Origin of the sequence: Candidatus Halocynthiibacter alkanivorans (assembly GCF_003333265.1) — a bacterium.
GTDB classification, from domain to species: domain Bacteria; phylum Pseudomonadota; class Alphaproteobacteria; order Rhodobacterales; family Rhodobacteraceae; genus Halocyntiibacter_A; species Halocyntiibacter_A alkanivorans.
Window position 1 is genome coordinate 186020 of record NZ_QOLB01000029.1, and the last position, 25079, is coordinate 211098.

19 protein-coding genes are annotated in these 25079 nt (G+C 62.7%); 7 read left to right on the plus strand and 12 right to left on the minus strand.

Going from position 1 to position 25079, the window contains the following annotated elements:
* Nucleotides 1-958: 958 nt before the first annotated feature.
* On the plus strand, nt 959-3589 hold the full coding sequence (locus DWA01_RS01415) for a methyl-accepting chemotaxis protein (RefSeq protein ID WP_114283824.1): 2631 nt from the start codon (nt 959-961) through the stop codon (nt 3587-3589).
* A 364-nt stretch (nt 3590-3953) separates the two neighbouring features.
* On the opposite strand, the gene DWA01_RS01420 is transcribed toward DWA01_RS01415, so the two are convergent.
* Together DWA01_RS01420 and DWA01_RS01425 are read right to left on the minus strand one after the other, a co-directional pair.
* Nucleotides 3954-6491 carry an ABC transporter permease gene (locus DWA01_RS01420; RefSeq protein WP_114283826.1) on the minus strand — a complete coding sequence of 846 codons (2538 nt, stop codon included), beginning with the start codon at nt 6489-6491 and terminating at the stop codon, nt 3954-3956.
* A complete protein-coding gene (locus DWA01_RS01425; protein ID WP_114283904.1) occupies nt 6488-7159 on the minus strand; it encodes an ABC transporter ATP-binding protein in 672 nt (223 codons plus the stop codon). Before DWA01_RS01425 ends, DWA01_RS01420 begins: the two co-directional genes overlap by 4 nt.
* A 148-nt stretch (nt 7160-7307) precedes the next feature.
* On the opposite strand from DWA01_RS01425, the gene DWA01_RS01430 reads away from it, so the two are divergent.
* Nucleotides 7308-7874: an arylesterase gene (locus DWA01_RS01430; RefSeq protein WP_235008388.1), complete on the plus strand. Its 567-nt coding sequence runs from the start codon at nt 7308-7310 to the stop codon at nt 7872-7874.
* A 445-nt stretch (nt 7875-8319) separates the two neighbouring features.
* Here the strand turns inward: DWA01_RS01430 and ccoS are convergent, their stop codons facing one another.
* The 4 genes from ccoS to ccoG are packed head-to-tail and all read right to left on the minus strand — an operon-like array spanning nt 8320 to nt 13019.
* Nucleotides 8320-8478, minus strand: a complete 159-nt coding sequence (gene ccoS / locus DWA01_RS01435) for a cbb3-type cytochrome oxidase assembly protein CcoS (protein ID WP_114283827.1) — start codon at nt 8476-8478, stop codon at nt 8320-8322.
* Nucleotides 8475-11099 (minus strand): heavy metal translocating P-type ATPase, encoded by a 2625-nt coding sequence (locus DWA01_RS23405; RefSeq protein ID WP_235008389.1) that lies wholly within the window; start codon nt 11097-11099, stop codon nt 8475-8477. The genes ccoS and DWA01_RS23405 overlap by 4 nt, the downstream gene beginning before the upstream one ends.
* Nucleotides 11100-11101: 2 nt before the next feature.
* Nucleotides 11102-11566 carry a FixH family protein gene (locus DWA01_RS01445; protein ID WP_114283828.1) on the minus strand — a complete coding sequence of 155 codons (465 nt, stop codon included), beginning with the start codon at nt 11564-11566 and terminating at the stop codon, nt 11102-11104.
* 1 nt (nt 11567) lies between these two features.
* Entirely contained in the window at nt 11568-13019 is a 1452-nt protein-coding gene (ccoG, locus tag DWA01_RS01450) for a cytochrome c oxidase accessory protein CcoG (protein ID WP_114283829.1), read from the minus strand.
* Between the two features lie 133 nt (nt 13020-13152).
* Here ccoG and DWA01_RS01455 point away from each other — a divergent pair, with 133 nt between their 5' ends.
* Nucleotides 13153-13836, plus strand: coding sequence for a DUF2270 domain-containing protein (locus tag DWA01_RS01455; protein WP_235008390.1), 684 nt, complete (start codon nt 13153-13155; stop codon nt 13834-13836).
* 49 nt (nt 13837-13885) lie between these two features.
* Here DWA01_RS01455 and ccoP read toward each other — a convergent pair whose 3' ends face one another.
* The 4 genes from ccoP to ccoN are packed head-to-tail and all read right to left on the minus strand — an operon-like array spanning nt 13886 to nt 17298.
* On the minus strand, nt 13886-14746 hold the full coding sequence (gene ccoP, locus DWA01_RS01460; protein ID WP_114283830.1) for a cytochrome-c oxidase, cbb3-type subunit III: 861 nt from the start codon (nt 14744-14746) through the stop codon (nt 13886-13888).
* On the minus strand, nt 14743-14946 hold the full coding sequence (locus DWA01_RS01465; RefSeq protein WP_114283831.1) for a cbb3-type cytochrome oxidase subunit 3: 204 nt from the start codon (nt 14944-14946) through the stop codon (nt 14743-14745). Before DWA01_RS01465 ends, ccoP begins: the two co-directional genes overlap by 4 nt.
* Nucleotides 14947-14958: 12 nt before the next feature.
* Nucleotides 14959-15684 (minus strand): cytochrome-c oxidase, cbb3-type subunit II, encoded by a 726-nt coding sequence (gene ccoO / locus DWA01_RS01470; protein WP_114283833.1) that lies wholly within the window; start codon nt 15682-15684, stop codon nt 14959-14961.
* 12 nt (nt 15685-15696) lie between these two features.
* Complete coding sequence (gene ccoN, locus DWA01_RS01475; protein ID WP_114283834.1) at nt 15697-17298, minus strand: cytochrome-c oxidase, cbb3-type subunit I; 1602 nt, start codon at nt 17296-17298, stop codon at nt 15697-15699.
* Nucleotides 17299-17541: 243 nt separating this feature from the next.
* On the opposite strand from ccoN, the gene DWA01_RS01480 reads away from it, so the two are divergent.
* On the plus strand, nt 17542-18381 hold the full coding sequence (locus tag DWA01_RS01480) for a universal stress protein (protein WP_114283835.1): 840 nt from the start codon (nt 17542-17544) through the stop codon (nt 18379-18381).
* Nucleotides 18382-18743: 362 nt separating this feature from the next.
* On the opposite strand, the gene fnrL is transcribed toward DWA01_RS01480, so the two are convergent.
* Nucleotides 18744-19478 carry a transcriptional regulator FnrL gene (gene fnrL / locus DWA01_RS01485; protein ID WP_114283836.1) on the minus strand — a complete coding sequence of 245 codons (735 nt, stop codon included), beginning with the start codon at nt 19476-19478 and terminating at the stop codon, nt 18744-18746.
* Between the two features lie 69 nt (nt 19479-19547).
* Here fnrL and hemN point away from each other — a divergent pair, with 69 nt between their 5' ends.
* Genes hemN through DWA01_RS01500 form a run of 3 tightly spaced genes read left to right on the plus strand, consistent with a single transcriptional unit; the run spans nt 19548 to nt 23886 of the window.
* Nucleotides 19548-20903 (plus strand): oxygen-independent coproporphyrinogen III oxidase, encoded by a 1356-nt coding sequence (gene hemN / locus DWA01_RS01490; RefSeq protein WP_114283837.1) that lies wholly within the window; start codon nt 19548-19550, stop codon nt 20901-20903.
* Nucleotides 20904-20956: 53 nt separating this feature from the next.
* Nucleotides 20957-22468, plus strand: a complete 1512-nt coding sequence (locus DWA01_RS01495) for a malonate--CoA ligase (RefSeq protein ID WP_235008391.1) — start codon at nt 20957-20959, stop codon at nt 22466-22468.
* Nucleotides 22468-23886 carry an FAD-binding oxidoreductase gene (locus DWA01_RS01500; RefSeq protein ID WP_114283906.1) on the plus strand — a complete coding sequence of 473 codons (1419 nt, stop codon included), beginning with the start codon at nt 22468-22470 and terminating at the stop codon, nt 23884-23886. The genes DWA01_RS01495 and DWA01_RS01500 overlap by 1 nt, the downstream gene beginning before the upstream one ends.
* A 230-nt stretch (nt 23887-24116) precedes the next feature.
* On the opposite strand, the gene hemC is transcribed toward DWA01_RS01500, so the two are convergent.
* A complete protein-coding gene (gene hemC, locus DWA01_RS01505; protein WP_114283839.1) occupies nt 24117-25061 on the minus strand; it encodes a hydroxymethylbilane synthase in 945 nt (314 codons plus the stop codon).
* Between the last annotated feature and the right edge of the window lie 18 nt (nt 25062-25079).

The window sequence follows — 25079 nt, forward strand, 5'->3', positions numbered from 1 at the left end:
ACCGGTACTCTTGTCCATGTCCGCAGCTGATCTGTGACCAGGGAAGTTCCCCTCGCCGCACGCTGCGTCCTGAATGTTCATTGGCCTTCAACGCATGACACGACACCCCGATGCCCTGCGTTATGGTGCATAAAAAGTAGCACTGCGCCCCGTTGCCAGGGTAACCAGCGCTGTATTTTTTGTCTATTAATCGCCGAACCTATATTCGATCTAGGCCAAAGGGTCTGGCAGCGCGGACCCCGTCAGGGCGGAGGCCGCAGCGCTTTCGGCCCCGCGCGGGCGGGTCTGCCGCTCCGGCAAGTGATTCTCTGTAGATCTGCCGCGCTCGCGCTGTGCGCGGGGGGGGGGAAACCATGTTCCCGCTGTGCGTGTAAACAACTGACCGTCGGGGCCGGGGCAGGAAAAATTTTGCCTGCCCCCTGCGACCGCCCGCAGTTTCAGAGCAAAAAAGCAGATCGAAATGGTCACGACACACGCCTTGATTGCAGGGCCGAAAAAAACTCTTTAGTTTTCAGCACCCCCAAGCTTCCCCAACGTCAACGTGAGCCCAATTTGCACAACACAATCATTAAATTGCAATTTGTTATTACTTCCCAAAATGCGAATTCCCGAACTTATCTGTGCGAAAACAAAGACCTGCCCCGCGCAGATTAAGACCGGGTCAAGATTTCATTCCTAATCATCAGGCACCGGCACCGATTTGGCGGACCACATGGAAAATTGCAAAAGGGGCAACGCATGACGGAGACACCTACACCAGCCGCTGATCCTTGGCGCCGGCAGCACTTTCTGCCGCACCGCCGCCCGACCGGATTCGCCAGAACCTGAGCCAGGCTGTCACCCCCTGCCCGGATGCCGCAGTCGCAGACTACAGCGCAGAACCGGGACCGCACCCGACAGACAGACACTTTTAGAGACCACGATCCGGGGAACGGCCCGGACAGCAAAGGCCAACACAATGTCAGACCTAAACGCATCAAAAATATCAGTTACCAGGTCAATCTTGTTCAAAATCACCGCGATTTTCGGCGCGGTGACCACGCTGATTCTGGTGCCGCTCATCCTGTTTGAGTTTCAGACAGCCAAAACCACGGCTGAAAAAGTTCTGACCGACCGCGCCGCTGAAGTCACCTCTCTGGTCTCCCATGAAATCGCGACGCTGCTGCAGTTGCGCGACAAAGAAGCCATTACCGAAGAACTTGCCGAAGTGCGCGTTGAGTCCGGCGAAACACTGGTGACCGTCACCATCTTTGACCGCGCCGGCATTCTGCTCGCGGTGGATGGCCCGCAAAGCAGCGCGTTGAACAACCTGGCGCAAAAAGCCATCAACACCGGTGAAATCACCATTTCCCCAGAAGGTTTGCTGGTTGTGGTTCCGGTCCGGGATATGGAAGACGGCCCGCTGAATGGCGTCATTGCCACCTCCTGGACCACCGCACCGCTGCGCGCATCTTTGCAGGAAACTGCGATGCATTCTTTCCTTATCGCGCTCCTGATGTTCACCCTCGGCACCATCCTGACCGTTTGGCTGGTGCGCCGGATGGTAACCCGGCCCCTGATCGGAGTCTCAAGTGCGATGCAGGATATTTCTGCTTCGGTCTTTGACACCAATGTACCCGCACTGGACCGCACGGACGAGGTCGGTGTGATCGCCAAAGCGCTGGACATGTTCCGCAAAGACCTCGCCGACGGCGACCAGGCCCGGCGTGAAAGCGCCTTTAAAGGCGCCGCTTTCGAGGGCACCTCGGCCGCGATGATGATCGCCAATACCGATTTTGACATCACCGATCTGAACCAGGCCACCACCGATCTGATGACTGAAAACCACGATAAAATGTCCAAACTTGTCTCCGGTTTCGATGTCGATAAACTGGTGGGGCGTTCTATCGATATTTTTCACCAGGACCCTGCACGCAACCGTCGCTTGCTTGAAAACACCGACAACCTGCCACACAGCGCTGAAATCCGCATTGAAAACAGCTATTTTTCACTCGATGTGAACGCGGTGCGCAACCGTCGCGGCCACCACATCGGTTATTTGCTGGAATGGAAAGACGTCACTGAAGTCCGCACCGCAATGGCGCTGATCGACGCGCTTGATGCCGCCCAGTGCAAAGCAGAATTCGATCTCGATGGGGTCGCGCTGAAGGCCAATAAAAATTTCAGCGCCCTGGTGGGGATCAGACCCAATGCAATCGTGGGCAAAAACAAAGACCAGCTGATCTCCTTTGATCAGGCGCTGGCCGCGAAAAATGGCACGGTCTGGGAACAGGTTCTGAAGGGTAAAACCATCAGCGGCACCTTTGCAGTGCCCGGCATCGGCAGCACCCCACATCTGATCGAAGGCACGTTCAGCCCGGTCAACAACAGCGCCGGCGATCCCTTTGGTGTCATCCTGCTGGCCAAAGACGTGACCCGCGAACGCGAAGCCCTGGCCGCCGCCGAAGAAGAACGCATCGCCAGCCAGGCCGCCCAGGCCGATGTGGTGGAAACCCTCCGCCGCAGTCTCAAATCCCTGTCCACCGGCAACCTGACCGCCACCATCGACAGTAGTTTCGAAGCGGATTACGAAAGCCTGCGGGTGGATTTCAATTTGGCCATCACCCATCTGCGCGACGCCATGTCCTCTGTGGTGGACAACGCGGACATGATCCGCGGCGAAGCCTCCGAGATTTCCGGCGCGGCGGATGATTTGTCCAAACGCACCGAACGGCAGGCCTCCACACTCGAAGAAACCGCAACCGCGCTGGACGAGCTCACCTCCTCAGTCCGCTCCGCCGCGGGCGGCGCCGGCCTCGCCTCAAAAATGGTCTCCGAAGCCAAAGCGAATGCCGAAGAGGGCGGCCGGGTGGTGCAACAGGCGGTGGAAGCCATGGGCCAGATCGAAACCTCTTCCAGCCAGATCTCCAGGATCACGTCGGTGATCGATGACATCGCGTTCCAGACCAACCTGCTGGCGCTGAACGCCGGGGTGGAAGCCGCCCGTGCCGGCGACGCCGGCCGCGGTTTCGCGGTGGTGGCATCTGAGGTGCGGGCGCTGGCGCAGCGTTCCTCAGACGCCGCCCGCGAGATCAACGACCTGATCGCCAAATCCGGCACCCACGTGCAAAGCGGCGTCAGCCTTGTGGATGCCACCGGCAAAGCGCTGGCCGGTATCGTCACCTCGGTCACCGAAATCGCCTCTCATGTCGAAGAAATCGCAGTCTCCGCGCAACAACAGTCCAGCGGTCTGGCTGAAATCAACGCGGCGGTGAATCAGCTGGATCAGGTGACCCAGCAGAATGCGGCCATGTTTGAAGAAACCACCGCCGCCAGCCATGCGCTCACCCGCGAGGCGGAAAGCCTTGGCAAGACGGTGGCGCGTTTCAACACTGGCAACGTAGCAACAGCTGTACCACAGGCGACCGCACTGCCGCCCCACAAGCCACAGGCGAAACCCGCGCCACGGGCCGGAATCCCGGCCAAAACCGCGCCCAGAACCGCGGCCCCGACCGCGCCGCCGGCCCCGCCAGCCCCGGTCAAAATGGCGGTGAACCAGAGCCCGCCGGCGCCGGTAAATGCCAACAGCGGCGGCTGGGAAGACTTCTGATCACTAAAAAAGGGCGCCCCGGGGCGCCCTTTTTTCTGTTTGCCGCCCGGCTGTGACAGGTTACCGGCACGATGTACCGTACCCGCCCACCAGGTCCGCACACGTTTCAGAATGCCGCCTCCGCCCACATCAGGCCCACATTCCAGCCCGCGTGTCAGGCCATATCCTGGCCCGCGTGTAGGGCCATTTTCCGGCCCGGGCGCCAGCCTACACTCCGGCCCACGTGTCGGGTCACGCGTCGGGTCACGCGTCGGCCTACGCGTCAAACCACCCGGTATCGTCACCGTGCCGGGGCGACATGTCAGGCCACCGTACCGGGCCCACACGGCAGCTCAAAGCGTCAGCCCGGTGCAGCGCCACCCCGTCAGTCCCGGGCGCGCAGGACCTGCGCCGGGCGCACCGCCAGAGCCCGCCAGGCAAACCCAAGCCCGGTCAGAAGCGTCAGCAAAATCCCCCCGGCGATAATCAACAGCGCTGACACCGGTTCAAAGGTGAAACTGCTTTCCATCACCCGGGTCGTCACTGCCCAGCCCGCCAGCGCCCCGGCCCCCGTGGCCACAATACCCGCCGCCGCGCCGGTCAGCACCGAACGCAAGGCAAAGCTGGCCAGGATGCGAGCCCGGCTGGCGCCCAGAGTTTTCAGCACCGCCGCCTCATACTCCCGCCCGCGTGCGCCCGCCGCCGCCGCGCCGATCAGCACCACCGCACCGGTGATCAGCGTCGCCATGGCGCCAAAGGTGGTCGCCGCCGCAATCCCCGTCATCAGCTCTGCCACCCGCGCGATCACATCGCGCACCCGGATGGCGGTGATGTTGGGCCAGGTGCTGCTGATATCGCGCAGCAAGGCGGGCTCCGCTGCCTCCTCCGCATAGATCGTGGCGATATAACTGTGCGGCGCCGCCACCAGCGCCGCCTCGTTAAAGGTCATCACAAACCCCATACCCGCCTCCGAAAAGTCAACTTCCCGGAAATTGGTCAGAGTCGCAGTGATGTCACGCCCCAGCACATTCACCGTCACCGTGTCGCCCAGCTTCAAGCCCATTTCGCGCGCCTCTTCTGCGGCAAAACTCATCAGGGGTGGCCCCTCATAGCCTTCGGGCCACCATTCGCCTTCGACAATTTTGGCATTGTCTGGTTTGGCATCCGCATAGGTCAGACCACGGTCCCCATGCAGCACCCAGTGATCACCCAATACTTCTGCGGCCGGTCTGCCGTTGATCTCGGTGACCACGCCGCGCAGCATCGGCGCGGACTCAAACCGGGACACCGCCGAGTCCTGCTCCACCCGCTGCCGCAACGGATCAAGCTGATCGCGCTGGATATCGACCACAAAAAACGACGGTGCCACATCCGGCAGATCGCGCGCAATCGCACCCCGCAGATTGGAATCAATCTGCCCCACCGCTGCCAGCACCGACAGGCCAAGCCCCAGCGACAGCACCACCGACAGGGTCTCGCCGCCCGGACCGCCCACCGCGCCAAGCGCAAGGCGCAGCGCCACCCGGCCCTGCACCAAAGGCAGATGCGCCAGCCAGCGGCTCAGACGCCGGATGCCCCAGGCCGCACCCACCAGCAGCGTGAACGCCCCGAAGATGCCCAGCGCCGACCACAGCGCCAGCTCCGCCACCCCGGTCAGCCAGGCCGCCAGTGCCACCAGCAGCGCCAGCAGCAGCGCCGTGACCAGCACCCATGGCCAGCGTGGCCAGGCCCCGGATCCCAGATCCGCGTCACGAAACAGCGTCGCCGCCCGCACATCACTGGCGCGCGCCAGCGGCCACAGGGTGAAGATCAACGCGGTCAGAAACCCGTAGACCGCGGCTTCGATCAATGGTCCGGCGAACACGCCGTCCACAACGGGCAACGGCAACAGCGCCGACAGCACCGGCGCCAGCAGCAGCGGCACGCCCGCGCCCAACACCAGCCCCGCCGCCACACCGATAAAGGTCAGCACGCCGATCTGGATGAAATAGGTCAGGAAAATCACCTTTGAGGCCGCGCCGAGCGTTTTCAATGTGGCGATCACCTGGGTTTTTTCGTCCAGATACGCCCGCACCGCCGCCGAAACGCCAACACCGCCGACCGCCAGGCCGGCCAGGCCGACCAGCACCAGGAAGGCCGCCAGCCGCTCCACAAACCGCGCCGTGCCCGGCGCACCATTGCGCCAGTCGGTCCAGCGGAACCCTGCTCCGCCAAAAGCCTCTTCCGCCGCCGCACGGGTTGCGTCCGGGTCGGTGCCCTCGGGCAACATCATCCGGTAGGCCGCGTTAAACACGGTGCCAGCCCCCAGCAATCCGGAGTCGGCCAGCGCCCCGGTGGCGACAATCGTGCGTGGCCCCAGACCAAATCCCGCGGAGGCACTGTCCGGCTCAACCTCCAGCGCCGCCATCAGAATAAACGCCTGCGCCCCGAGCCGGAATTGCTGCCCCACCTGCAGGCCCAGCCGCGCGATGAGAACCTGATCCATCACCGCGCCCGGCATGCCGTCCTGACCGGCCAGCGCTGCGTCAAACCCAATCTCAGGTTCCAGTTGTATCACCCCGGTCAGCGGATAGGCATTGTCCACCGCTTTCACCTGGGTCAGGCCACGCTCGGCGGTCTCGCCAGCGCCAGCCACCGCCATAGATCTGAAATCAACGATTTCGGACACCGCCACCGCAGTCTCATCGATCCAGGCCCGTTCCGCCTCACTGGCAAACCGATAGCTCAGCTCAATCTCGGCGTCGCCGCCAAGCAGGATTGAGCCTTCCTGCAACAGCCCCGCTTCAATGCTGGCCCGTACAGTGCCGACAGCCGCAATCGCCGCCACCCCGAGCGTCAGACAGGACAGAAACACCCAGAAGCCGCGCAGGCCGCCGCGCAACTCACGCCGCGCGAAGCGGGCCGCAGTGACCAGCGACCTCATTGCGCCACCCGGCCCAGCTGTTCCGCATCCGGGTCCAGCAGACCATCACGCAGCGCCACCACCCGGTCACAGCGCGCCGCCAGTTCCGGCGCATGGGTGACCAGCACCAGTGTTGACCCGTGGCGGTCGCGCAGACCAAAGAGCATGTCCATAATTGCCTCGCCGTTGACCCCGTCCAGGTTGCCGGTGGGCTCATCCGCCAGCAGGATCTTGGGCCGGGGCGCCGCCGCCCGCGCCAAAGCCACCCGCTGCTGCTCGCCGCCCGACATTTGCGCCGGGTAATGATGGATGCGCGCGCCCAGTCCCACCGCCTCAAGCTCTTCCGCCGCGCGCGCGAACGCATCCGGCTTGCCGGCAAGTTCCAGCGGGGTTGCAACATTTTCCAGCGCCGTCATTGTCGGAATAAGGTGGAAAGACTGGAACACCACCCCCATATGGTCCATGCGGAAGCGCGCCAGCGCGTCTTCGCCCATATCGCTCAGATTTTGACCCACCACCGAGACCAGCCCGCTGCTGGCCCGTTCCAGCCCGCCCAGAACCATAAGGAGAGACGATTTGCCCGACCCCGAAGGCCCGATCAGCCCCAGAGTTTCCCCCGCAGTCACTTCCATGCTGATGCCGCGCAGAATATCGACCGGCCCCGCATTGGCCTCCAGCGTTAAACTCATGTCTTTCAGACGGATAATCGGGTCGGTTACGGCTGTGTTCACGGGGGCGGTCCTTTTTATGCTCTGCCATGGATATGGGGTCGCGCGCCGGATGGGCAAGACCGCAGCGGTTGTGCTTTTCACATTCTCCGCCGCGCAGGCGGAAACTGTGACGATTGCTGCACTTGGGGACAGCCTGACCCAGGGCTACGGCCTGCTCCGCGACGACGGCTTTGTGCCCCAGCTGGAAAGCTGGCTGCTTGAGCAGGGCGAAGAGGTGGTGCTGATCAATGCCGGCGTCTCCGGCGATACCACCGCGGGGGGCAAATCCCGCGCCGCCTGGACCATGACGCCCGATGTGGACGCGCTGATCCTGGCACTGGGCGGCAATGATGTGCTGCGTGGTCTGCCGGCTGCGGCGGCGCGCGACAACCTGGCTGCGATCCTCGACGTGGCGCGGCAGCAAGACCTGCCGGTGCTGCTGGTCGGCATCACCGCGCCGGGTAATTTCGGCGCTGAATACAAAAGCGCGTTTCAGGCGATCTACCCGGATCTGGCCGCAGAATATGACACGCTGCTTTATGACAGTTTTCTGCAGTCGCTGCAGACCCCGGGCACCAACACCGCGGCCTTTGTACAGGACGACGGGCTGCACCCGAATCCCGAGGGCGTGAAACGCATTGTCAGAGACATGGGCCCCTCGGTGCGGCAACTGATCGCGAATACCGCACATTAGACGCAAGACCTGCGCCGGGTCCTGCCTGCGGCATCACCGCAACCGGCACAACGCGGCCGGCACAACGCGACCGGCACAACGCGACCGGCACAACGCGACCGGCACAACGCGACCGGGTGGTGATGTGGTGACTGGACTGAGGGGGCTCTCCCGCCCGTCAGCCCCGGCCATTGTCCCTGCGGGACATGCCCTGACCTTCCCGTTGGGCCGCGCCGGGGCCTCTGCCCCGGCTGGCGTGATCCGGTTGCCCTGTCCCGGACGCCCATTGCCGGGGGGCTTAACTCAGCCGCCACACCGCCGCGCAGTCAACCAGGTCGCCTGGTCCCGGCCACGCCACGCCACGCCATTCTGGCTGCGATAACGCCACCACGGGGTGTATCGCCCGCCGCAGCCAGATATCCGGAACGGGCAGAGCGCGGCCCATCCCGGATCACCCTCAGAGAGGTCACTCTTTGGGGTGGTCGTCATAGTCAGGCGACAGAAAACGCCGGCTGTCGCCCTCCGGGTCCTCAAACTGTGAGCTGCGCAGAGCCCAGAAAAACGTCACAAGCCCAAGACCTCCCAACACCAAAGACACCGGAATCAGATAGACCAGCACATTCATTGTGTTTCCCCTCCGACGCTCTGTCTGCCAGGAGCCTGCCCGCCAAAACTTTGCCCGCTTGACACGCTCCCCACAGTATTCCCGCGCCCGGCAGTCTCGCCGGCCACAGCCCGCGCGCGCCCACGCCCCCGCAAGCGCAACGCGTTCAGCGACACCAGCACCGAACTGCTGGACATCGCCAACGCCGCCGCCAGCGGCGTGGCAAACCCGGCCAGCGCCAGCGGCACCGCAATCGCATTATACCCGGCGGCAATGGCAAAATTCTCCCGGATGCGCCGGGTTGCGTCCCGCGCCGTGCGCAGCGCAGCCCCCAAAGGCGCAAGACTGGTGCCCAGCAGCACGATATCAGACACCACCCGGGTCGCCTCCAGCGCCGAGGCCGGCGAAATGCTGACATGGGCCGCCGCCAGCGCCGCAGTGTCATTCAAGCCGTCCCCGACCATCAGCACTTTGTGGCCCGCTTGTTTCAACGCCGTGACCTGCGCCGCTTTTTCCGCAGGCGAAGCCCCGGCCTGCCAGCGCGAAATACCCAGCTGCGCCGCCAGATCAGACACCACCGCTGGCACATCGCCTGACAGCAACAACACCTCGTGGCCCATATCCTGCAGCGCAAACACCGCCTCCGCCGCGCCCTCGCGCAGATGATCGCGGAAGGGGAACATAACGGGCGCACATGTCCCGATCTGCAACCAGGTCGCGGTCTGCTCTGTTACGACTGCACCAAGCCAGGCCGCCCGGCCCAGCCGCACGCGCGTGTCCTGCCAGAGCGCTTCGATACCGTCGCCCGGCACTTCGCGCAGCGCGCTGAGATCTGCGGCGACCACACCCGCTTGCGTCAAAGCCCCGGCCAGCGCGCGCGACAGCGGATGGGCGGAACCCTGCGCCAGCGCCAGGGTGATTTCCAGATCGCATCGTCGCCACGCGCCCCAGTGGTCCCACGGCACAACCAGTTCTTCAGCATGCCCCTCACTGTGTCCCTCACTGTGTCCGTCACCTTGCCCTTCAGCGTGGCCCTCGCCGTATCCCGCAGCAAGCCCCGCGCCAGCAGCTTCGCCCTGCCTGGCAACTTGCACCGCGCCCGCCGCCGCATGCGCCACCGCACCGTCGCCAGGCGCTTCGCTCTGCGCCTCTGTGTACTCTGTCCTGAGCTCTGTTCTGTGCGCCTCACCAGATCCCTCGACGCGCCCCGCTCCGGAGCCCGCCGTTGCGTTCCCGCCCGGCATTACCAGCTCCGGCTGGCCCCGGGTCAGGGTGCCGGTCTTGTCAAACACCACCACATCGACCTCGGCCAGCCGCTCCAGCGCAGTGGCATCCTTGATCAGCATCCCGTCCTTAAACAGACGCCCGGAGGCCGCTGTGCTGACCGCCGGCACTGCCAGACCCAAAGCACAGGGGCAGGTGATAATCAGCACCGCCACCGCAATGTTCAGCGCCAGCCGGATGTCACCGCTGAGCCAGAGCCAGCCGGCAAACGCGAGCAAGGCCAGCAGATGCACCGCCGGCGCATAGATCCGCGCCGCCCGGTCCGCCAGCGAGGTGTAGCGGGTGCGGGCACTTTCCGCCATCGCCACCAGGTCGGCCATCCGGTGCAGCGAACTGTCCGCCCCCGCCGCCGTGACCCGCACCAGCAGCGGCCCGGTCAGGTTCACTTCACCGGCACTGAGAGCCGCCTCAACCGAGACCCGCACCGGCAGGCTTTCCCCGGTCAGCAGCGAGCGGTCCACCTCTGAGGCGCCCTCTGTCACCACCCCGTCCACCGGCACCCGCGTGCCGGGCAGCACCCGCACCAGATCGCCAGGTTTTAAGTCACTCAGCGCCACACTTTCGCCATCGGCGCGCAGCGCGCGCGGCACTTCCAGCGCCGCCAGATGCTGCGCGGCTGAGCGCGCGACAGAGCGGGTGCGGTGATCCAGATACCGCCCGGCCAGCAGGAACAGGGTCAAAGACAGCGCCGCGTCAAAATAGGCGGCCTCACCGCCCTGGCTGGTCTCATAGAGTGACATGCCCGCCGCCAACAGGATCGCCAGGCTGATCGGCACGTCCATATTCAGCCGCCGCCCCCGGAGCGCCGCCCAGGCCGAGATGAAAAAGGGCTGCGCACAAAACGCCACTGCGGGCAGTGCAATCGCCGCGGAAATCCAGTGAAACATATCGCGCGTGGCGTCAGTGGCCCCGGACCAGACCGCCACCGACAGCAACATCACATTCATCATCGCAAAAAACGCCACCGCCAGCCGGGTCAGCAGGTACCGCCCGCGCGCATCGGTCTGCGTCATTGACAGCGAGGCCGCGTCCAGCTCCCAGGCCTCATAGCCGGCCGCAGTCAGCACCGCGGCCAGATCCAGCGCACTCACGCCTTCTGCCGCCTGGACCGAGACCCGTTTCAGGGTCAGGTTCACCCGGGCCGAAATCACCCCGGGCTGGCGCGTCAAAGCACCCTCCACGCCGGAGATACAGCCGGCACAGTGAATGCCGGGCAGCGACAGCAGCAAAGGCGCCTCGCCCGCCCCTGCTCCCTGCCCGTGCGCCCTGTCCCGGCCCGCATCCTGCGCCGCAATCGCCGCCGTGTCAGGCAGGGCAACACAGGCCGGGCAGGCGGCAATATGTGGCTGCCTGCTCATGCTCAGCCCTTGGCTTTGACGTTAAACGCCACGCGCTGGCGAAACAGTGTGCCATCCTCAGAGGTGGCCAGCAGGCGGATATTCCAGGTGCCCGGCGTCAGATCTGCAGTGGTCACATAGTCGCCGCCCTGGTAGGTAAACGCCGGGATCTGATCATCAGCAATGGTTGTGGAACGCCCCAGCACCGCCTCCAGCACCGCCGCTTTCACCGGCGCGCCATCCTTGTCCCGGATCGACAGCACCAGGGCATCGCCGTCATAGCGTGCCGACACATCCCAGCCCAGCGCCACCTGCGCCGCCCGGTCCCGGTCAAAATTCTGCGACGCCACATAGGTGTTTTTCACCTCCAGCCCCGGAAACGTGGTGACCGCCTTATAGGCCAGTATCAGATTGACGCCGATAATCACCGCAAATGCGCCAACAGTGATCATCAGCACTTTGCGTCCGGTCAGTTCTTTGCCCGCCATTCTATTGCCCTTTCCCGTTGAAAACGGTGTCTTTAAATGCGCGATGCCCGCTGTCCGCATCTTCCACCCAGAAGCGAAATCCGGTGCTGTCGGTGGTGGCTTGCGCACTGCGCGCCGGGGCGACGACATAGACCCGCTGCTGCAGCACCGCATCCGCCGGCACCATCACCGTGTTGCCCGCAACCCCTTCCAGCCCGACCTGCAGCCCCTCTGCCGCGGTCAGCGAAATCTGAAACGGGCGTGGCTCACCGTGTTTGTTGCGCAGCCGCAGCTCATAGGTGTTCCGGATCGCCCCGTCTGACAGCATAACATAAGTCGGGTTGCGCACCGGAGCGACGGTCATATCCACCTGCGGCCGGGCAAACAGCGCCCAGACAAGCCCGATGCCCACCGCCGACCACAGCGCAGTGTAAATCATCGTGCGCGAGCGCAGCACATGCTGCCACACCGGTTTTGGCACCGCCCCCGCCCGTTCCGCAGTTTCATCGGTCAGCGCCAGGTAATCGATCAGCCCCCGGGGTTTACCGATCCGGTCCATCACGTCGTCGCAGGCGTCAATACACAGGGCACAGGTGATGCACTCCATCTGCTGCCCCTCGCGGATGTCGATGCCCATCGGACAGACGTTCACGCAGGCCATACAGTCGATGCAATCGCCGAGGATCAGCTCCGCCCCCGCATCCGCCCCTGCATGCGGCGCCGTCTTGCGCGGTTTGCCGCGTGGCTCACCACGCCAGTCGCGATAGGCCACGGTCAGCGTCTCTTCATCCATCATCGCCGCCTGAATGCGCGGCCAGGGGCACATGTAGATACAGACCTGCTCGCGCGCGATGCCCCCAAACAGAATGGTGGTGCCGGTCAGAATGGCGATGGTGGTATAGGCCACCGGATGCGCGTTCAGCGTCACCAGATCAACCGCCAGCTGCGGAGCATCGGTGAAATAAAACACCCAGGCGCCGCCGGTGGCCATGCCAATCACCACCCAGGCAATATATTTGACAATGCGCAGCCGGACCTTGCGCGCATTCCACTTCTGTTTCCACAGCCGTACCCGCGCGTTGCGGTCGCCTTCGATCCAGCGCTCGACCAGCACAAACAGATCCGTCCACACCGTCTGCGGGCAGGTATAGCCGCACCAGACCCGGCCCAGCGCCGAGGTGAACAGGAACAGCCCCAGCCCCGCCATGATCAGCAGACCGGCGACAAAATAGAACTCATAGGGCCAGATTTCGATCCAGAAAAAGAAAAACCGCCGACTGGCAAGATCGACCAGGATCGCCTGATCCGGCAGGTTCGGCCCCCGGTCCCAGCGGATCCAGGGCGCCAGATAATAGATCCCCAGCGTCACCGCCATGATCAGCCATTTCAGATTGCGGAAGGTACCTTTCACCCGGCGCGGAAACACCGGCTCGCGTGCCGCGTAAAGCGAAGGAGGGGGGGAAGAAGTGCTCATCTGTGCTCTCCGGAGGTCTTTGTCATCTGCTGCTCATAGCCTGGTTTGAGGCCGCAGCGTTTTGACCTATGTCAATTGATGTGCGACGATTGCATGTTTTCTGATTTTGCATCAGTTCAACCAAGGAGGCACTGTGACCGAAAAACGCAGGCCCGACGGGCTCCAGGAATTCAGCAGCGCCGAAATCACCGCCCTTTCTCATCTGTACCGGGGCGATGTCTACCGCAGTACGGTCTGGCGCAGCCGGCTGGACACCACCACAAACTGGGCGGTGGTGACGCTCGGCGTGGCGCTGTCGGTCACTTTTGCCAGCCCCGAAGCCTCGCCGGTGCCACTGATCCTCGTGGGGGTTCTGATCCTGTTTTTTCTGGCGCTGGAAGCCCGGCGCTACCGCTATTTCAACGTCTGGAGCGCCCGCTCGCGCTGGATGGAACAACATTTCTTCGCGCCCATGCTGCTGGACGGCGATCTGCACACCGAAGAAAACTGGCAACGGGTTCTGGCCACGGATTACCTGCGCCCGGTCTATCACATCAGTTTTGCCACCGCGCTGGCCCGACGCATCAAACGCAATTACCTGTGGATCCTGCTCATCCAGCTGATGGCCTATCTGGGCAAGCTGACCATCCACCCGATCGGCGCCAGCTCCTGGCAGATCTTTGTCGGCCGCGCGGACATCGGACCGATCCCGGGCGAAATCGTGCTGTTGACCGGGCTGATCTATATCTCCGTGTTCTTCGCCGCGGCAGTCTGGAGCACGCGGGAAGATGAACGGCGACACGAGAGCCGCGCCGCCGCGGCCGATGCGCTTGGCTGACACCGCCGGCCCGCCGCACGCGCGGCAGGTGTCCCCGGCGCCGCCCGCGTTATTCGCCGCCGCCAAGCCCGTGCACATAAAGCGCCACCGCGTTGACTTCCGCACGTGTCAGCCGCTGACCCCAGGCCGGCATCACCCCGAAACGGGCCTTTTCCACGGTCTCGGTCAGGGTGGCGGTATCGCCGCCATAGAGCCAGATCGCGTCGGTCAGATCCGGAGCGCCCTGATCGCGGTCCCCCGTGCCGTCATCCGCGTGGCAGGCAGCACAATTGTCGCCAAAAACCAGCGCACCGGGCTCAGACAGGTTCGCCTCAAACTCCTGACCGGAAATCTGGCGCACATATTGCACCACCTGATCGATCTCTTCCTTTTCCAACAGCTCATCGACGCCAAATTTCGGCATTTCCGAATAACGCGCATCATCAGACTCGTTGCGCACCCCGTCGTTGATCGTCCAGGCGATGTTTTCGATATCACCGCCCCAGAGCCAGTCATTGTCCAAGAGGTTGGGATAGCCTTTGGCACCGGCCGCGCCTGAACCGTGACATTGCGAGCAATTGTTGCGAAACACCGAAGCCCCCGCATTGACCGCATAATCCGCCAGCGGACCGCCCGGTGCGACCGTTGTCAGATCCACGGCCGCCAGTTCGGCCTCAATCGCCGCATTGGCCTCGGCGAACGTCTGAATATCCGCCGCCACCTCGCCCCGGGTCGAATACCCAAGCAGACCCGGCGTCGCCCGGCTCAGCATCGGCCAGGCCGGATAGGCGATGGTATAAAGCACCGCCCAGACAATGGTGGCATAGAGCACATAGAGCCACCAGCGCGGCATCGGATTGTCATACTCTTCAATACCGTCCCAGACATGGCCGGTGGTTTTGACCTCTTGTTTTTCAGGTTTCTTTTTCATGGCCGCGCCTCCTCAGAATGCGCCCGGGCCGAGGCCCCGGTGCCGGCGGGTTGGTCTTCATTGCGAAACGGAATGTCGGCAGTGTCGCGGTGGATCTTTCGGCTGCCGGGGCGGAAGGCCCATAGGATGCAGCCAATGAAAAAGGCGAACATCGCCAGCAGGAACCAGCTGTCCGCAAATTCACGCAGTATCGTATACATATCGTGCCCCCCTCAGCGGCTTGCGTCAGGAATGAAGGTCGAGAAATCAACCAGCGTGCCCAACATCTGCAAATAGGAGACCAGCGCATCCATTTCTGAAATCCCCGGCTCACCGTCAAAATTGCGCACCTGCGCTTTGGGGTAGCGCGCCAGCAACGCGTCAAAATCGCTGTCCGGGTCGGCCTGGGCACGGAAATCAGCCTGCGCCTCGGCGATCATCTCGTCGCTGTAAGGCACCCCGACCATCCGGTGGGCTTGCAGCAGATCCTGCACATAGGTCGGCTGGATCAGCGTCTCGCTCAGAAAGCCGTATTTCGGCATCACTGATTCCGGCACCACCGACTGCGGATCAATCAGGTGATCCACTTGCCACTCGTCAGAGTACCGTCCGCCAACCCGGGCCAGATCCGGACCGATGCGTTTGGAGCCCCACTGAAACGGGTGGTCGTATTTCGACTCCGCCGCCAGTGAATAAGGCCCATACCGTTCCACCTCATCGCGCAGCGGCCGGATCATCTGACTGTGACAGACATAACAACCCTCGCGGATATAGATATCGCGCCCGGTCAGCTCCAGCGGCGAATAGGGCCGCATGCCCTCCACATCTTCAATGGTGTTCTGCAGCCAGAACAGCGGCGCAATTTCGACGATGCCGCCGATGCTGACCACAACCAGGGTCAGCACCATCATCAGGGTGGCGTTTTTTTCGATAATGCCGTGTTTATTCAGAAGAGACATAACTGGGCCCCCTTATTCTGCCGGAGCCATGGCCGACGCAGCTGTCTCAACAGCAGGCGCACGACGCACGGTCATCCAGAGGTTATAAACCATGATGAGAGCCCCGGAGAGATACATCACACCGCCCAGACCACGCACCACATTCATCGGGAACTTGGCCGCGACCGTGTCTGCAAACGAGTTCACCAGGAATCCGTTGGCGTCCACTTCGCGCCACATCAGACCTTCCATAATGCCCGACACCCACATCGACGCCGCGTAGAGAACGATACCGATCGTCGCCAGCCAGAAGTGATAGTTGACCAGCGAAAGGGAATAGAGCCGGGTCCGGCCCCACAGTTTTGGCACCAGGAAATACAGCGCTCCAAAGGTGATCATACCGTTCCAGCCCAGCGCCCCGGAATGCACATGCCCGATGGTCCAGTCAGTGTAGTGGCTCAGCGCATTCACCGCCCGGATCGACATCATCGGACCCTCAAAGGTGGACATGCCGTAAAAGCCGATGGAAATCACCATGATGCGGATCACCGGATCGGTGCGCAGCTTGTCCCAGGCGCCTGACAGCGTCATCAGCCCGTTGATCATGCCGCCCCAGCTTGGCATCCACAGCACGATGGAGAACACCATGCCCAGCGTGGTCGCCCAGTCCGGCAGCGCAGTGTAATGCAGATGGTGCGGTCCGGCCCAGATATAGAGGAAGATCAGCGACCAGAAGTGGATGATCGACAGCTTGTAGCTGAACACCGGACGTTCGGCCTGTTTGGGCACGAAATAGTACATCATGCCAAGAAAGCCGGCGGTCAGGAAAAAGCCCACCGCGTTATGGCCGTACCACCACTGCACCATGGCGTCCTGCACCCCGGAAAACAGTTGCACTGATTTGGAGCCGAACACCGACACCGGCAGCGACAGGTTGTTGACGATATGCAGCAGCGCAATGGTGACGATGAAGGACAGGTAGAACCAGTTGGCCACATAGATATGCGGCTCTTTGCGCCGCATGATCGTGCCCATGAATACAATGAGATAGGCGACCCAGACGATGGTCAGCCAGATGTCCACATACCATTCCGGCTCGGCGTATTCCTTGGATTGGGTCGAACCCAGCAGGTAACCGCTCGCCGCCAGCACGATGAACAGGTTGTAGCCCCAGAATACAAACCAGGCCAGGTTGCCGCCAAACAGGCGCACGGCGCTGGTGCGCTGCACCACATAGAACGACGTGGCGATCAGCGCGTTGCCACCAAAGGCAAAAATTACCGCTGACGTGTGCAGCGGCCGCAGCCGCCCAAAATTGCCGATCCCCTGCAGGAATTCAAAATTCAGCGCCGGAAAGGCCAGCTGAAACGCGATAAACGTGCCAGCCATAAAGCCGACAATGGCCCAGCCGACCGTCGCGATCACCCCGTAGCGGATCACCCCGTCCATATAACCGGTCTCCGCCGGCCTTACGGGTTCATCCGTGTTGCGCAGAGTGCGCACGAACAGGCCGCCCGCCACCGCGATAATAATGATTGCGTGCACCTGGTAAGCCAGATCGCGCGCAAAGTTGGCGGCAATGGCGGCCATCAGCGTTATCAGCGCCAAGACCACCAGTTTAATATAATTCCACATGTGCGTTCCCTCGTTTCAGCCCTGGTCACGGGCGATCTCCCCGCGCCGGGCGCAGGTCAACGCGCTCCTTCTGCCCCCCTTTCCCTGAGGCAACATTGATCTAAGTCAACTTTCAGAGGGCAGCCCTTGAAATTTCCGCCTGACACACCAAAGGTCACCGGCTCCAGAATTGATCGATATCAAAGACTTCCATCTGCAAGCGCGACAGGCTTGCCACAGGTTAACTCAGCAGGAGACGGCACCATGGCCTTCAAATCCATATCTACCGTCCTGACACAGGAACACAGCGCCCCGCCCTGCCTCGACATGGCTATTGCCCTGGCCCAAACGCGGGACGCACATCTGGATGTATTCTGTCTCGGCCTCGACAGGACACAGCCCGGTTTTTATTACGCCGGGTCCAGCGCAATGATTTCACAGGACAATTTCAAAAAAGCACAGCAATTATCCCAGGCGATTGAAGCTGGCGTTCAGGACCGGTTGACCGGGGCCGCCTTTTCCTGGTCCGCGTTTCCGATGGCGGTGCAGGCCAGCGGGCTAACCCCGTTTCTCGCCCATCACGTGCGCTTTTCCGATCTGGTGGTGCTGCCGCGCCCCTATGGCAAAGGCCACGGCTATGAAGAAGAAGAAATTCTGGAAGCGGTGCTGTTTAACGGCCAGATGCCGGTGCTGGTGGTGCCGGAGGGAAGCACCGTCAGCGGCTCCTTTGACCGGGTGGTCATCGCCTGGAATGAAAGCGCCGAAGCGCTGCGCGCCGTGCGTGCCGCGATGCCGTTTCTGCGCCAGGCCAAATCTGTCGATGTCACCATTATCGATCCGCGCCTCCATGGGCCGGACCGCTCTGATCCCGGCGGCGCGCTGTCGCTGATGCTGGCGCGCCAGGGCGTGCGCGCCGAAGTCTCGGTACTGGCAAAAACCATGCCACGGGTCAGCGATGTGCTGCGCCGTCACCTGAGCGACAAAAGCGCCGATCTGCTGGTGATGGGGGCCTATGGCCATTCCCGTTTCCGCGAATCCATCCTCGGAGGCGCCACACGCAACATGCTGGAACAGGTCGAAATTCCGACACTGATGGCCCATTGAGTGAAGCGTTTTCTGTGGGGTAAGCCCTGGGATATGCGGCGTGATGCCCGTCAGAATTCCAGCCCGATATCCGACCGGCTCTCCGGGCTACACTTCGGGGCGTAAGGGGCTAAGCATCAGCCAGGCCCTGCGACCGGGTGTCCGCTCAGGCCCCGGGGCGACATTCCGGCTCTCGCAAACTGGGCTGCAAACCGGGACGTAATGGGCTAATACCCCGCCAGGCTCTCCGGCTGGCCTTGCGGCGGCGATCCGGTACGCAATCTGATTCTCGCGAATTGGGCAGCAATCCGGGCGCTATTCCGGCCAAACATGCGCGCGCCGACTGATCCTCAGACGCGCGGGCGGGGGGTGGAGCGGTGGCTTCAGGCCACCATACCGCCGTCCATATCGTCTCCGGTTTCGGACTGCAGCCGGTCGAAATCGGGCACGATAATCCGCCGTTTCCCCGCCAGCTGGATGATGCCATCCCGCTTCAGCGCTGACATCTGCCGGCTCACCGTTTCCAGCGTCAGCCCCAGGTAATCCGCCATCGCTTCCCGCGTCAGCGGCAGCTCAAATTCGTTGGCCGTCGGCACCAGATTAAGCGAGGCTTCGCGTCGGGCGATAATTGCCAGCATGCTGGCGATCTTTTCGCGCGCATTTTTGCGCCCCAGAACCACCATCCATTCCCGCGCCGCATCCAGCTCATCCAGCGTCATCTCCAGCAGGCGCTGGCCGACATGCGGGGTGTCCGCCATCATTTTTTCAAACGGTTTGCGCCGGAAACAACAGAGCGTCAGGTTGGACACTGCGGTCACATCATAAGGCGCCAGTTCCCGCCCCGGCCGGCCCATAAAATCAGACGGCAACAACAGGCCCACCATCTGGGTGCGCCCGTCTTCCATGCCCTGAGACAGCGACGCCACCCCGGTCACCACCGAGGCCACAAAATCCATCCGGTCGCCGGACCAGATGATCGGCTGCCCAGCCTCATAACTGCGGTAATATTTGAACGCGTCCAGCTGCGACAACTCATCAGGCTCACAGCGCGCACAGACCGCGCGGTGGCGGATCGGACAGGTGCCACAATCTTTGAAATCAAGAACAGGCGTTTTCATAGGATTCTGTTTCCCGTCACTTTGATCTGAATCAATGTTTTTGAGCAGTACACAACTATTTCTACCTCTATGGATACGCACACGCAACTTCGCCAACTGGGCCTCTTTGACGCCCGGGTACCTCGCTACACGAGTTATCCGACCGCCCCGCAATTTAAAACCACCCTGGGGGCAAATGAAGTGTCCAGGTGGCTGGACCTATTGCCGCAGGGCGAACCGGTGTCGCTTTATGTGCACATCCCGTTCTGCCGCCGGCTGTGCTGGTTCTGCGCCTGCCGCACCCAGGGCACCGCTACCTCCAGCCCGGTACGCGCCTATCTGGAAACGCTGAAAGCCGAGCTGCAACTGCTGCGCCGGCACATCCCGCAAGGGCTTGAAATCGGTCATCTTCACTGGGGTGGCGGCACGCCGACCCTGCTGGAACCCGATATGATCACCGACTTGGCCGCAGCCATTTTCGACGTGATGCCGCTGGCAGCAGGCTATGAATTTTCGGTCGAAATCGACCCTGGCGAGATTGACGATGCGCGCATGGATGCGCTGGCCGCCGCCGGCATGAACCGCGCCTCCATCGGGGTGCAGGATTTTGACCCCGAGATCCAGAAGACCATCGGCCGGCTGCAAAGCTATGAAATTACCGCCGAGGCCGTCGACGGGCTGAGAAAGCGCGGCATTTATTCGCTGAACACCGATATTCTCTACGGTCTGCCGCATCAGACTCAGGAAAAAGTCGCTGATTCGGTGCAGAAACTGCTGTCCCTGTCACCCGACCGGGTGGCGCTGTTCGGCTATGCCCATGTGCCCTGGATGGCACGGCGCCAGAATATGATCCCCACCGACGCGCTGCCCCGCCCCGAAGAGCGGCTGGAACTGTTCAACGTGGCCCGCGATTTGTTCCTTCATGACAACTACGCCGAAATAGGCATCGACCATTTCGCCCGCCATGGCGACGGGCTGGAAATTGCCCAGCGCAACGGCACCCTGCATCGCAATTTTCAGGGCTATACTGATGATCGCTACGCCACGCTGATCGGCGTCGGGGCGTCCTCCATTTCACGCTTCCCCCAGGGCTATGCCCAGAACGCCCCCGCCACTTCGGCTTATCAACAACGGGTGCGCGCCGGCGAACTTTCGGTGTCCCGCGGCCACGCGTTCAGCGGCGACGACCTGGAGCGCGGCCGTATTATCGAAGCCCTGATGTGTGATTTCCAGGTCAGCCACGCCGACATGGCTGCACGGTTCAACCTGAGCCGCGCAGAGTTTGACAGCCTGGCCAATGGGGTGGACAGCGCCTTTCCCGATATGATGGACATCACGGGCGACACCATCCGCATCAAGGACAAAGCCCGCCCCCTGACCCGGATGATCGCGCGCCACTTTGACGCCTATGACATGGAAACTTCGGGACATTCTATTGCCACATGACGGCTTGCCTCCTGGCCCGCAGGCATTACACCTGTGGGCACGGAGGAAATCATTTGGCCCAGAACCCGCTTTATGACGCGCTTTTTAAACCCCATCACGGATCCGAACAGCCGTTCCTGATCCTGGCAGACGACAGCGCCATCAGCTTTGATGCCTTCCTGCGCCAGGCGGCGCGCTTCGCCCATACCATCACCGCCTGCGGCCTTGACCCCGGCGACCGGCTGGCGATGCAGATCCACAAATCCCCCGAAGCGCTGGCGCTTTATGCCGCCTGCGTGTCCGCGGGCGTGGTGTTTCTGCCGCTGAACCCGGCTTATACCGCGCGCGAAGTCGACTATTTCGTCTCTGACGCCGGCGCGAAACTGCTGCTCTGTGATCCGGAAGATGAGACCGCGCTGCGCCCAGTGGCCAAAACCAATGACGCAAGGCTGATGACGTTGGACCGCCTTGGCCTGGGCACGTTCTCTGACGCCGCCCGCACCCAGCCGGAACAGTTTGACACCCAGGCCCGCAGCCTCGATGACCTCGCCGCCCTGCTCTATACCTCCGGCACCACCGGCCGTTCCAAAGGCGCCATGCTCAGCCAGCGCAACCTGCTGTCCAACGCTGAAACCCTGCGCGACACCTGGCAGTTCAGCAGCAAAGACAGCCTGCTGCACGCGCTGCCGGTGTTCCACACCCACGGGCTGTTTGTCGGCACCAATCTCTGCCTGCTGAGCGGTGCCGCGATGCAGTTCCTGCCAAAATTTGATCTGGACAGCACCCTGCGCCTGCTGCCCCGCGCCACGGTGATGATGGGGGTGCCAACCTATTACACCCGCCTGCTGGCGGATCCGCGTTTTGACCGCGAGACCAGCAGCCATATGCGCCTGTTCGTCTCCGGCTCCGCGCCGCTGCTGGCGGACACCCATGCGCAGTTTGAGGTCCGCACCGGCCACCGGATCCTTGAACGTTATGGCATGACCGAAACCAATATGAACACCTCCAACCCCTATGCCGGCGACCGTCGCGCCGGCACTGTCGGCCTGCCTTTACCGGGCGTTGAGGTAAAGATCTGTAACAAAAACGGCGATGAACTGCCCCGCGGCGAGACCGGCACGCTGGAAGTGCGCGGCCCCAATGTGTTTCAGGGCTATTGGCAGATGCCGGAGAAAACCAAAACCGAGCTGCGCGACTGCGGGTTTTTCATCACCGGTGATCTCGCCAGCCAGGACACGGACGGCTACGTCACCATCGTCGGGCGCGGCAAAGACCTGATCATCAGCGGCGGGCTGAATATCTATCCCAAAGAGGTCGAGATGGTACTGGACGTGATGCCCGGGGTGCTGGAAAGCGCCGTCATCGGCGTGCCGCATCCGGATTTTGGCGAAGCGGTGGTGGCGATTATCGTGCCACAGCCCGGCGTCTGCTTTGACCCGGAAACGATCAAAGCCGCCGCCAAAACACAGCTCGCCCCTTTCAAACGCCCCAAATCACTGATTGAACTGCCGGACCTGCCGCGCAATACGATGGGCAAAGTACAAAAGGCCGCGCTGCGTGCCAATTATCAGGACCTGTTCAAATGATGCTTGCCCGCGCCAGAACCATCACCGGCCCAGACCACATCCTTACCGGCAAACACATGGCGAAATACGCCTGTGACTGGACCGGCGGCTATGCCTCCGCCCCGCTGGCCGTCGCCCGCCCCGCCGACACCCAGCAGGTGGCCGCCCTGGTGCGGCTTGCCCATGACACCGGCACCGCAGTGGTGCCTGTCGGCGGCAACACCGGGCTGAGCGGCGCCACCCAAAACGACGGCGCGCTGATGATTTCGCTGGAGCGGCTCAATACCATCCGCGACCTCAACCCCGCCAGCCGCAGCGTCATCGCCGGCGCCGGGGTGATCCTGGCGGACCTGCATGACGCCACAGAGCCCGCCGGGCTGAAATTCCCGCTGACTTTTGGCGCCCGCGGCTCGGCGATGATCGGCGGCACGCTCGCCACCAATGCCGGCGGCTCCAACGTATTGCGCTACGGCAATATGCGCGCGCTGTGTCTCGGGCTGGAAATTGTCACCCCGACGGGTGAGATCATGGACCTGATGAGCAACCTGCACAAAGACAACTCAGGTTATGATCTGCGCGACCTGTTCATTGGCTCTGAGGGCACGCTCGGCATCATCACCGCTGCGGTGCTGAAACTGGTGCCCGCACCCGGCGCCTATGCCACCGCCATGGTGGCAGTGCCGGACCTGAAAGACGCGCTTGCTCTGCTCAATCAGCTGCAGCAGGCCACCGGCGGCGCGGTGGAGGCGTTTGAATTCATGCCGCGCGCTTATATGCAGCGGCTGAGCGAGCTGCGGCCGGATCTGAAACTGCCGCTTGGCACCGGCTATGACGTCAACATTCTGGTCGAAGTCGGCGCCACCGCGCCGCGCGACACCACCCCGCAGGACGATGGATCGGTGCCCATCACCAGCTATCTGGAAGACATTCTGGGTGAGATGTTAGAGGCGGAAACCGTCATTGATGCCGCTGTTGCCCGCTCGGGAGCCCAGCGCGCTGTGATGTGGGAAATCCGCGAAGCGGCCGCCGAGGTCGCGTTCAGCCGCACCCCACTGGTCAACAGTGATGTGGCGGTGCCACTGGATCAGGTGGCGGTATTTCTGGATATGGCCCACGCCCGCCTGGCTCAGCTCGATGCCGAGGCCGACACGATGACCGTCAGCCACCTGGGCGACGGCAATCTGCATTTCACCATCTATCCGGGTCGCGATGATGCGGCGCTCAAATCCGCCATGGTCGAAATAGTTGAAGACGTGGTCAGCGAGCTGCGCGGCAGCTTTTCCGCCGAACATGGCATTGGCCGCTCGAAACTCAACTCGATGAAACGGCGCAAAGACCCGGTGGCCCTTGCAATGATGCGTTCGATCAAAGCCGCGCTCGATCCCAAATCCATCATGAACCCGGGCAAAACCATCCCGGATCAGAGCGACGCAACCTGACGCAGACGCAAGGTCCGTGTTGCGCCACGCCGGTGACTGTGGCGGGTGGCGCGTGTGTTTTGCAGGATGTCGCCCCAGATCCGGCGACAAGGTAAGGTAAGGTAAGGAGATTCTGGCCTTCGGCTAGGATATTTAAGCCAAAAAGAAACCCGCTGTCCCAAGTTGACCTGCAACCAGACAGGCTGGTGCCGGCGCAGTAATTCTTCGCGACGCCTCAGGTTCAGGCCCGGTTATCTCCAGTCGAAAAACCCGTCACCGGCCCGTGCCAGCAGGCGCGCGGCCAGGCTGCGGCCCATTTCAGCACCGCCCAAAGCGGCACCGCTGATCTCATCCGCCAGCGCTTCAGAGCCGTCGGTGCGCAGGATTTCCCCACGCAGCCGCAGTTGGTCACCAGAGAGTTCGGCCAGACCGGCAATCGGCGTCTCGCAAGAGCCGTCCAGCGCCGTCAAAAACGCGCGTTCCGCCGCCAGCCGCAGCCCGGTCTCGTGGTGATGAATCGCCGCCAACATGTCGCGCGCACGGACATCATCCGCGCGCCGCTCGATGCCGATCGCCCCCTGGGCCACCGCTGGCAGCATCTCATCAGGCGCGATGCCGCGGCGCGGTACATCCGCGGCGCCCAGCCGGTTCAGCCCGGCCATGGCCAGAAACGTCGCTTCGGCCACGCCTTCACCCAGCTTACGCAGACGGGTCTGCACATTGCCGCGGAATTCCACCACCTTCAGATCGGGGCGCCGGTGCAACAGTTGCGCCTTGCGCCGCAGGCTGGAGGTGCCGACCGTAGCGCCCTCAGGCAGATCACTCAGCGCGCCACCCGCGAGCGAAACAAACGCATCGCGCACATCTTCGCGTGGCAGATATGTGTCGAGCAACAGCCCCGCAGGCTGCGCCACCGGCATATCCTTCATCGAATGCACCGCAATATCGATACTGCCTGCCAGCAGCTGTTCTTCTATCTCTTTGGTGAACAGCCCCTTGCCGCCAATGTCTTTCAACGCCCGGTCCTGGATCAGATCCCCACTGGTCTGAATCACCACCACTTCAAAGGCGGCCTCCGCCAGATCAAACGCCGCCATCAGCCGGGCACGTGTCTCATAGGCCTGGGCCAACGCCAGCGGCGAGCCACGGGTGCCGATTTTCAGGGGCGAAGCGGGGGTCGGAAATGCAATAACCATACCCCCACCTACCTGCGT

Bases quoted from the DNA above. Each gene is read 5' to 3' on its own strand.
- DWA01_RS01500 (WP_114283906.1), top strand. From the start codon at position 22,468: ATGCTTGCCCGCGCCAGAACCATCACCGGCCCAGACCACATCCTTACC.
- DWA01_RS01465 (WP_114283831.1), bottom strand. From the start codon at position 14,946: ATGTATACGATACTGCGTGAATTTGCGGACAGCTGGTTCCTGCTGGCG.
- DWA01_RS01445 (WP_114283828.1), bottom strand. From the start codon at position 11,566: ATGGCGGGCAAAGAACTGACCGGACGCAAAGTGCTGATGATCACTGTT.
- ccoO (WP_114283833.1), bottom strand. From the start codon at position 15,684: ATGTCTCTTCTGAATAAACACGGCATTATCGAAAAAAACGCCACCCTG.
- fnrL (WP_114283836.1), bottom strand. From the start codon at position 19,478: ATGAAAACGCCTGTTCTTGATTTCAAAGATTGTGGCACCTGTCCGATC.
- ccoP (WP_114283830.1), bottom strand. From the start codon at position 14,746: ATGAAAAAGAAACCTGAAAAACAAGAGGTCAAAACCACCGGCCATGTC.
- ccoG (WP_114283829.1), bottom strand. From the start codon at position 13,019: ATGAGCACTTCTTCCCCCCCTCCTTCGCTTTACGCGGCACGCGAGCCG.
- ccoN (WP_114283834.1), bottom strand. From the start codon at position 17,298: ATGTGGAATTATATTAAACTGGTGGTCTTGGCGCTGATAACGCTGATG.
- hemC (WP_114283839.1), bottom strand. From the start codon at position 25,061: ATGGTTATTGCATTTCCGACCCCCGCTTCGCCCCTGAAAATCGGCACC.
- hemN (WP_114283837.1), top strand. From the start codon at position 19,548: ATGGATACGCACACGCAACTTCGCCAACTGGGCCTCTTTGACGCCCGG.
- DWA01_RS01425 (WP_114283904.1), bottom strand. From the start codon at position 7,159: ATGAGTTTAACGCTGGAGGCCAATGCGGGGCCGGTCGATATTCTGCGC.
- DWA01_RS01420 (WP_114283826.1), bottom strand. From the start codon at position 6,491: ATGAGGTCGCTGGTCACTGCGGCCCGCTTCGCGCGGCGTGAGTTGCGC.
- DWA01_RS23405 (WP_235008389.1), bottom strand. From the start codon at position 11,099: ATGAGCAGGCAGCCACATATTGCCGCCTGCCCGGCCTGTGTTGCCCTG.
- DWA01_RS01480 (WP_114283835.1), top strand. From the start codon at position 17,542: ATGGCCTTCAAATCCATATCTACCGTCCTGACACAGGAACACAGCGCC.
- DWA01_RS01415 (WP_114283824.1), top strand. From the start codon at position 959: ATGTCAGACCTAAACGCATCAAAAATATCAGTTACCAGGTCAATCTTG.
- ccoS (WP_114283827.1), bottom strand. From the start codon at position 8,478: ATGAATGTGCTGGTCTATCTGATTCCGGTGTCTTTGGTGTTGGGAGGT.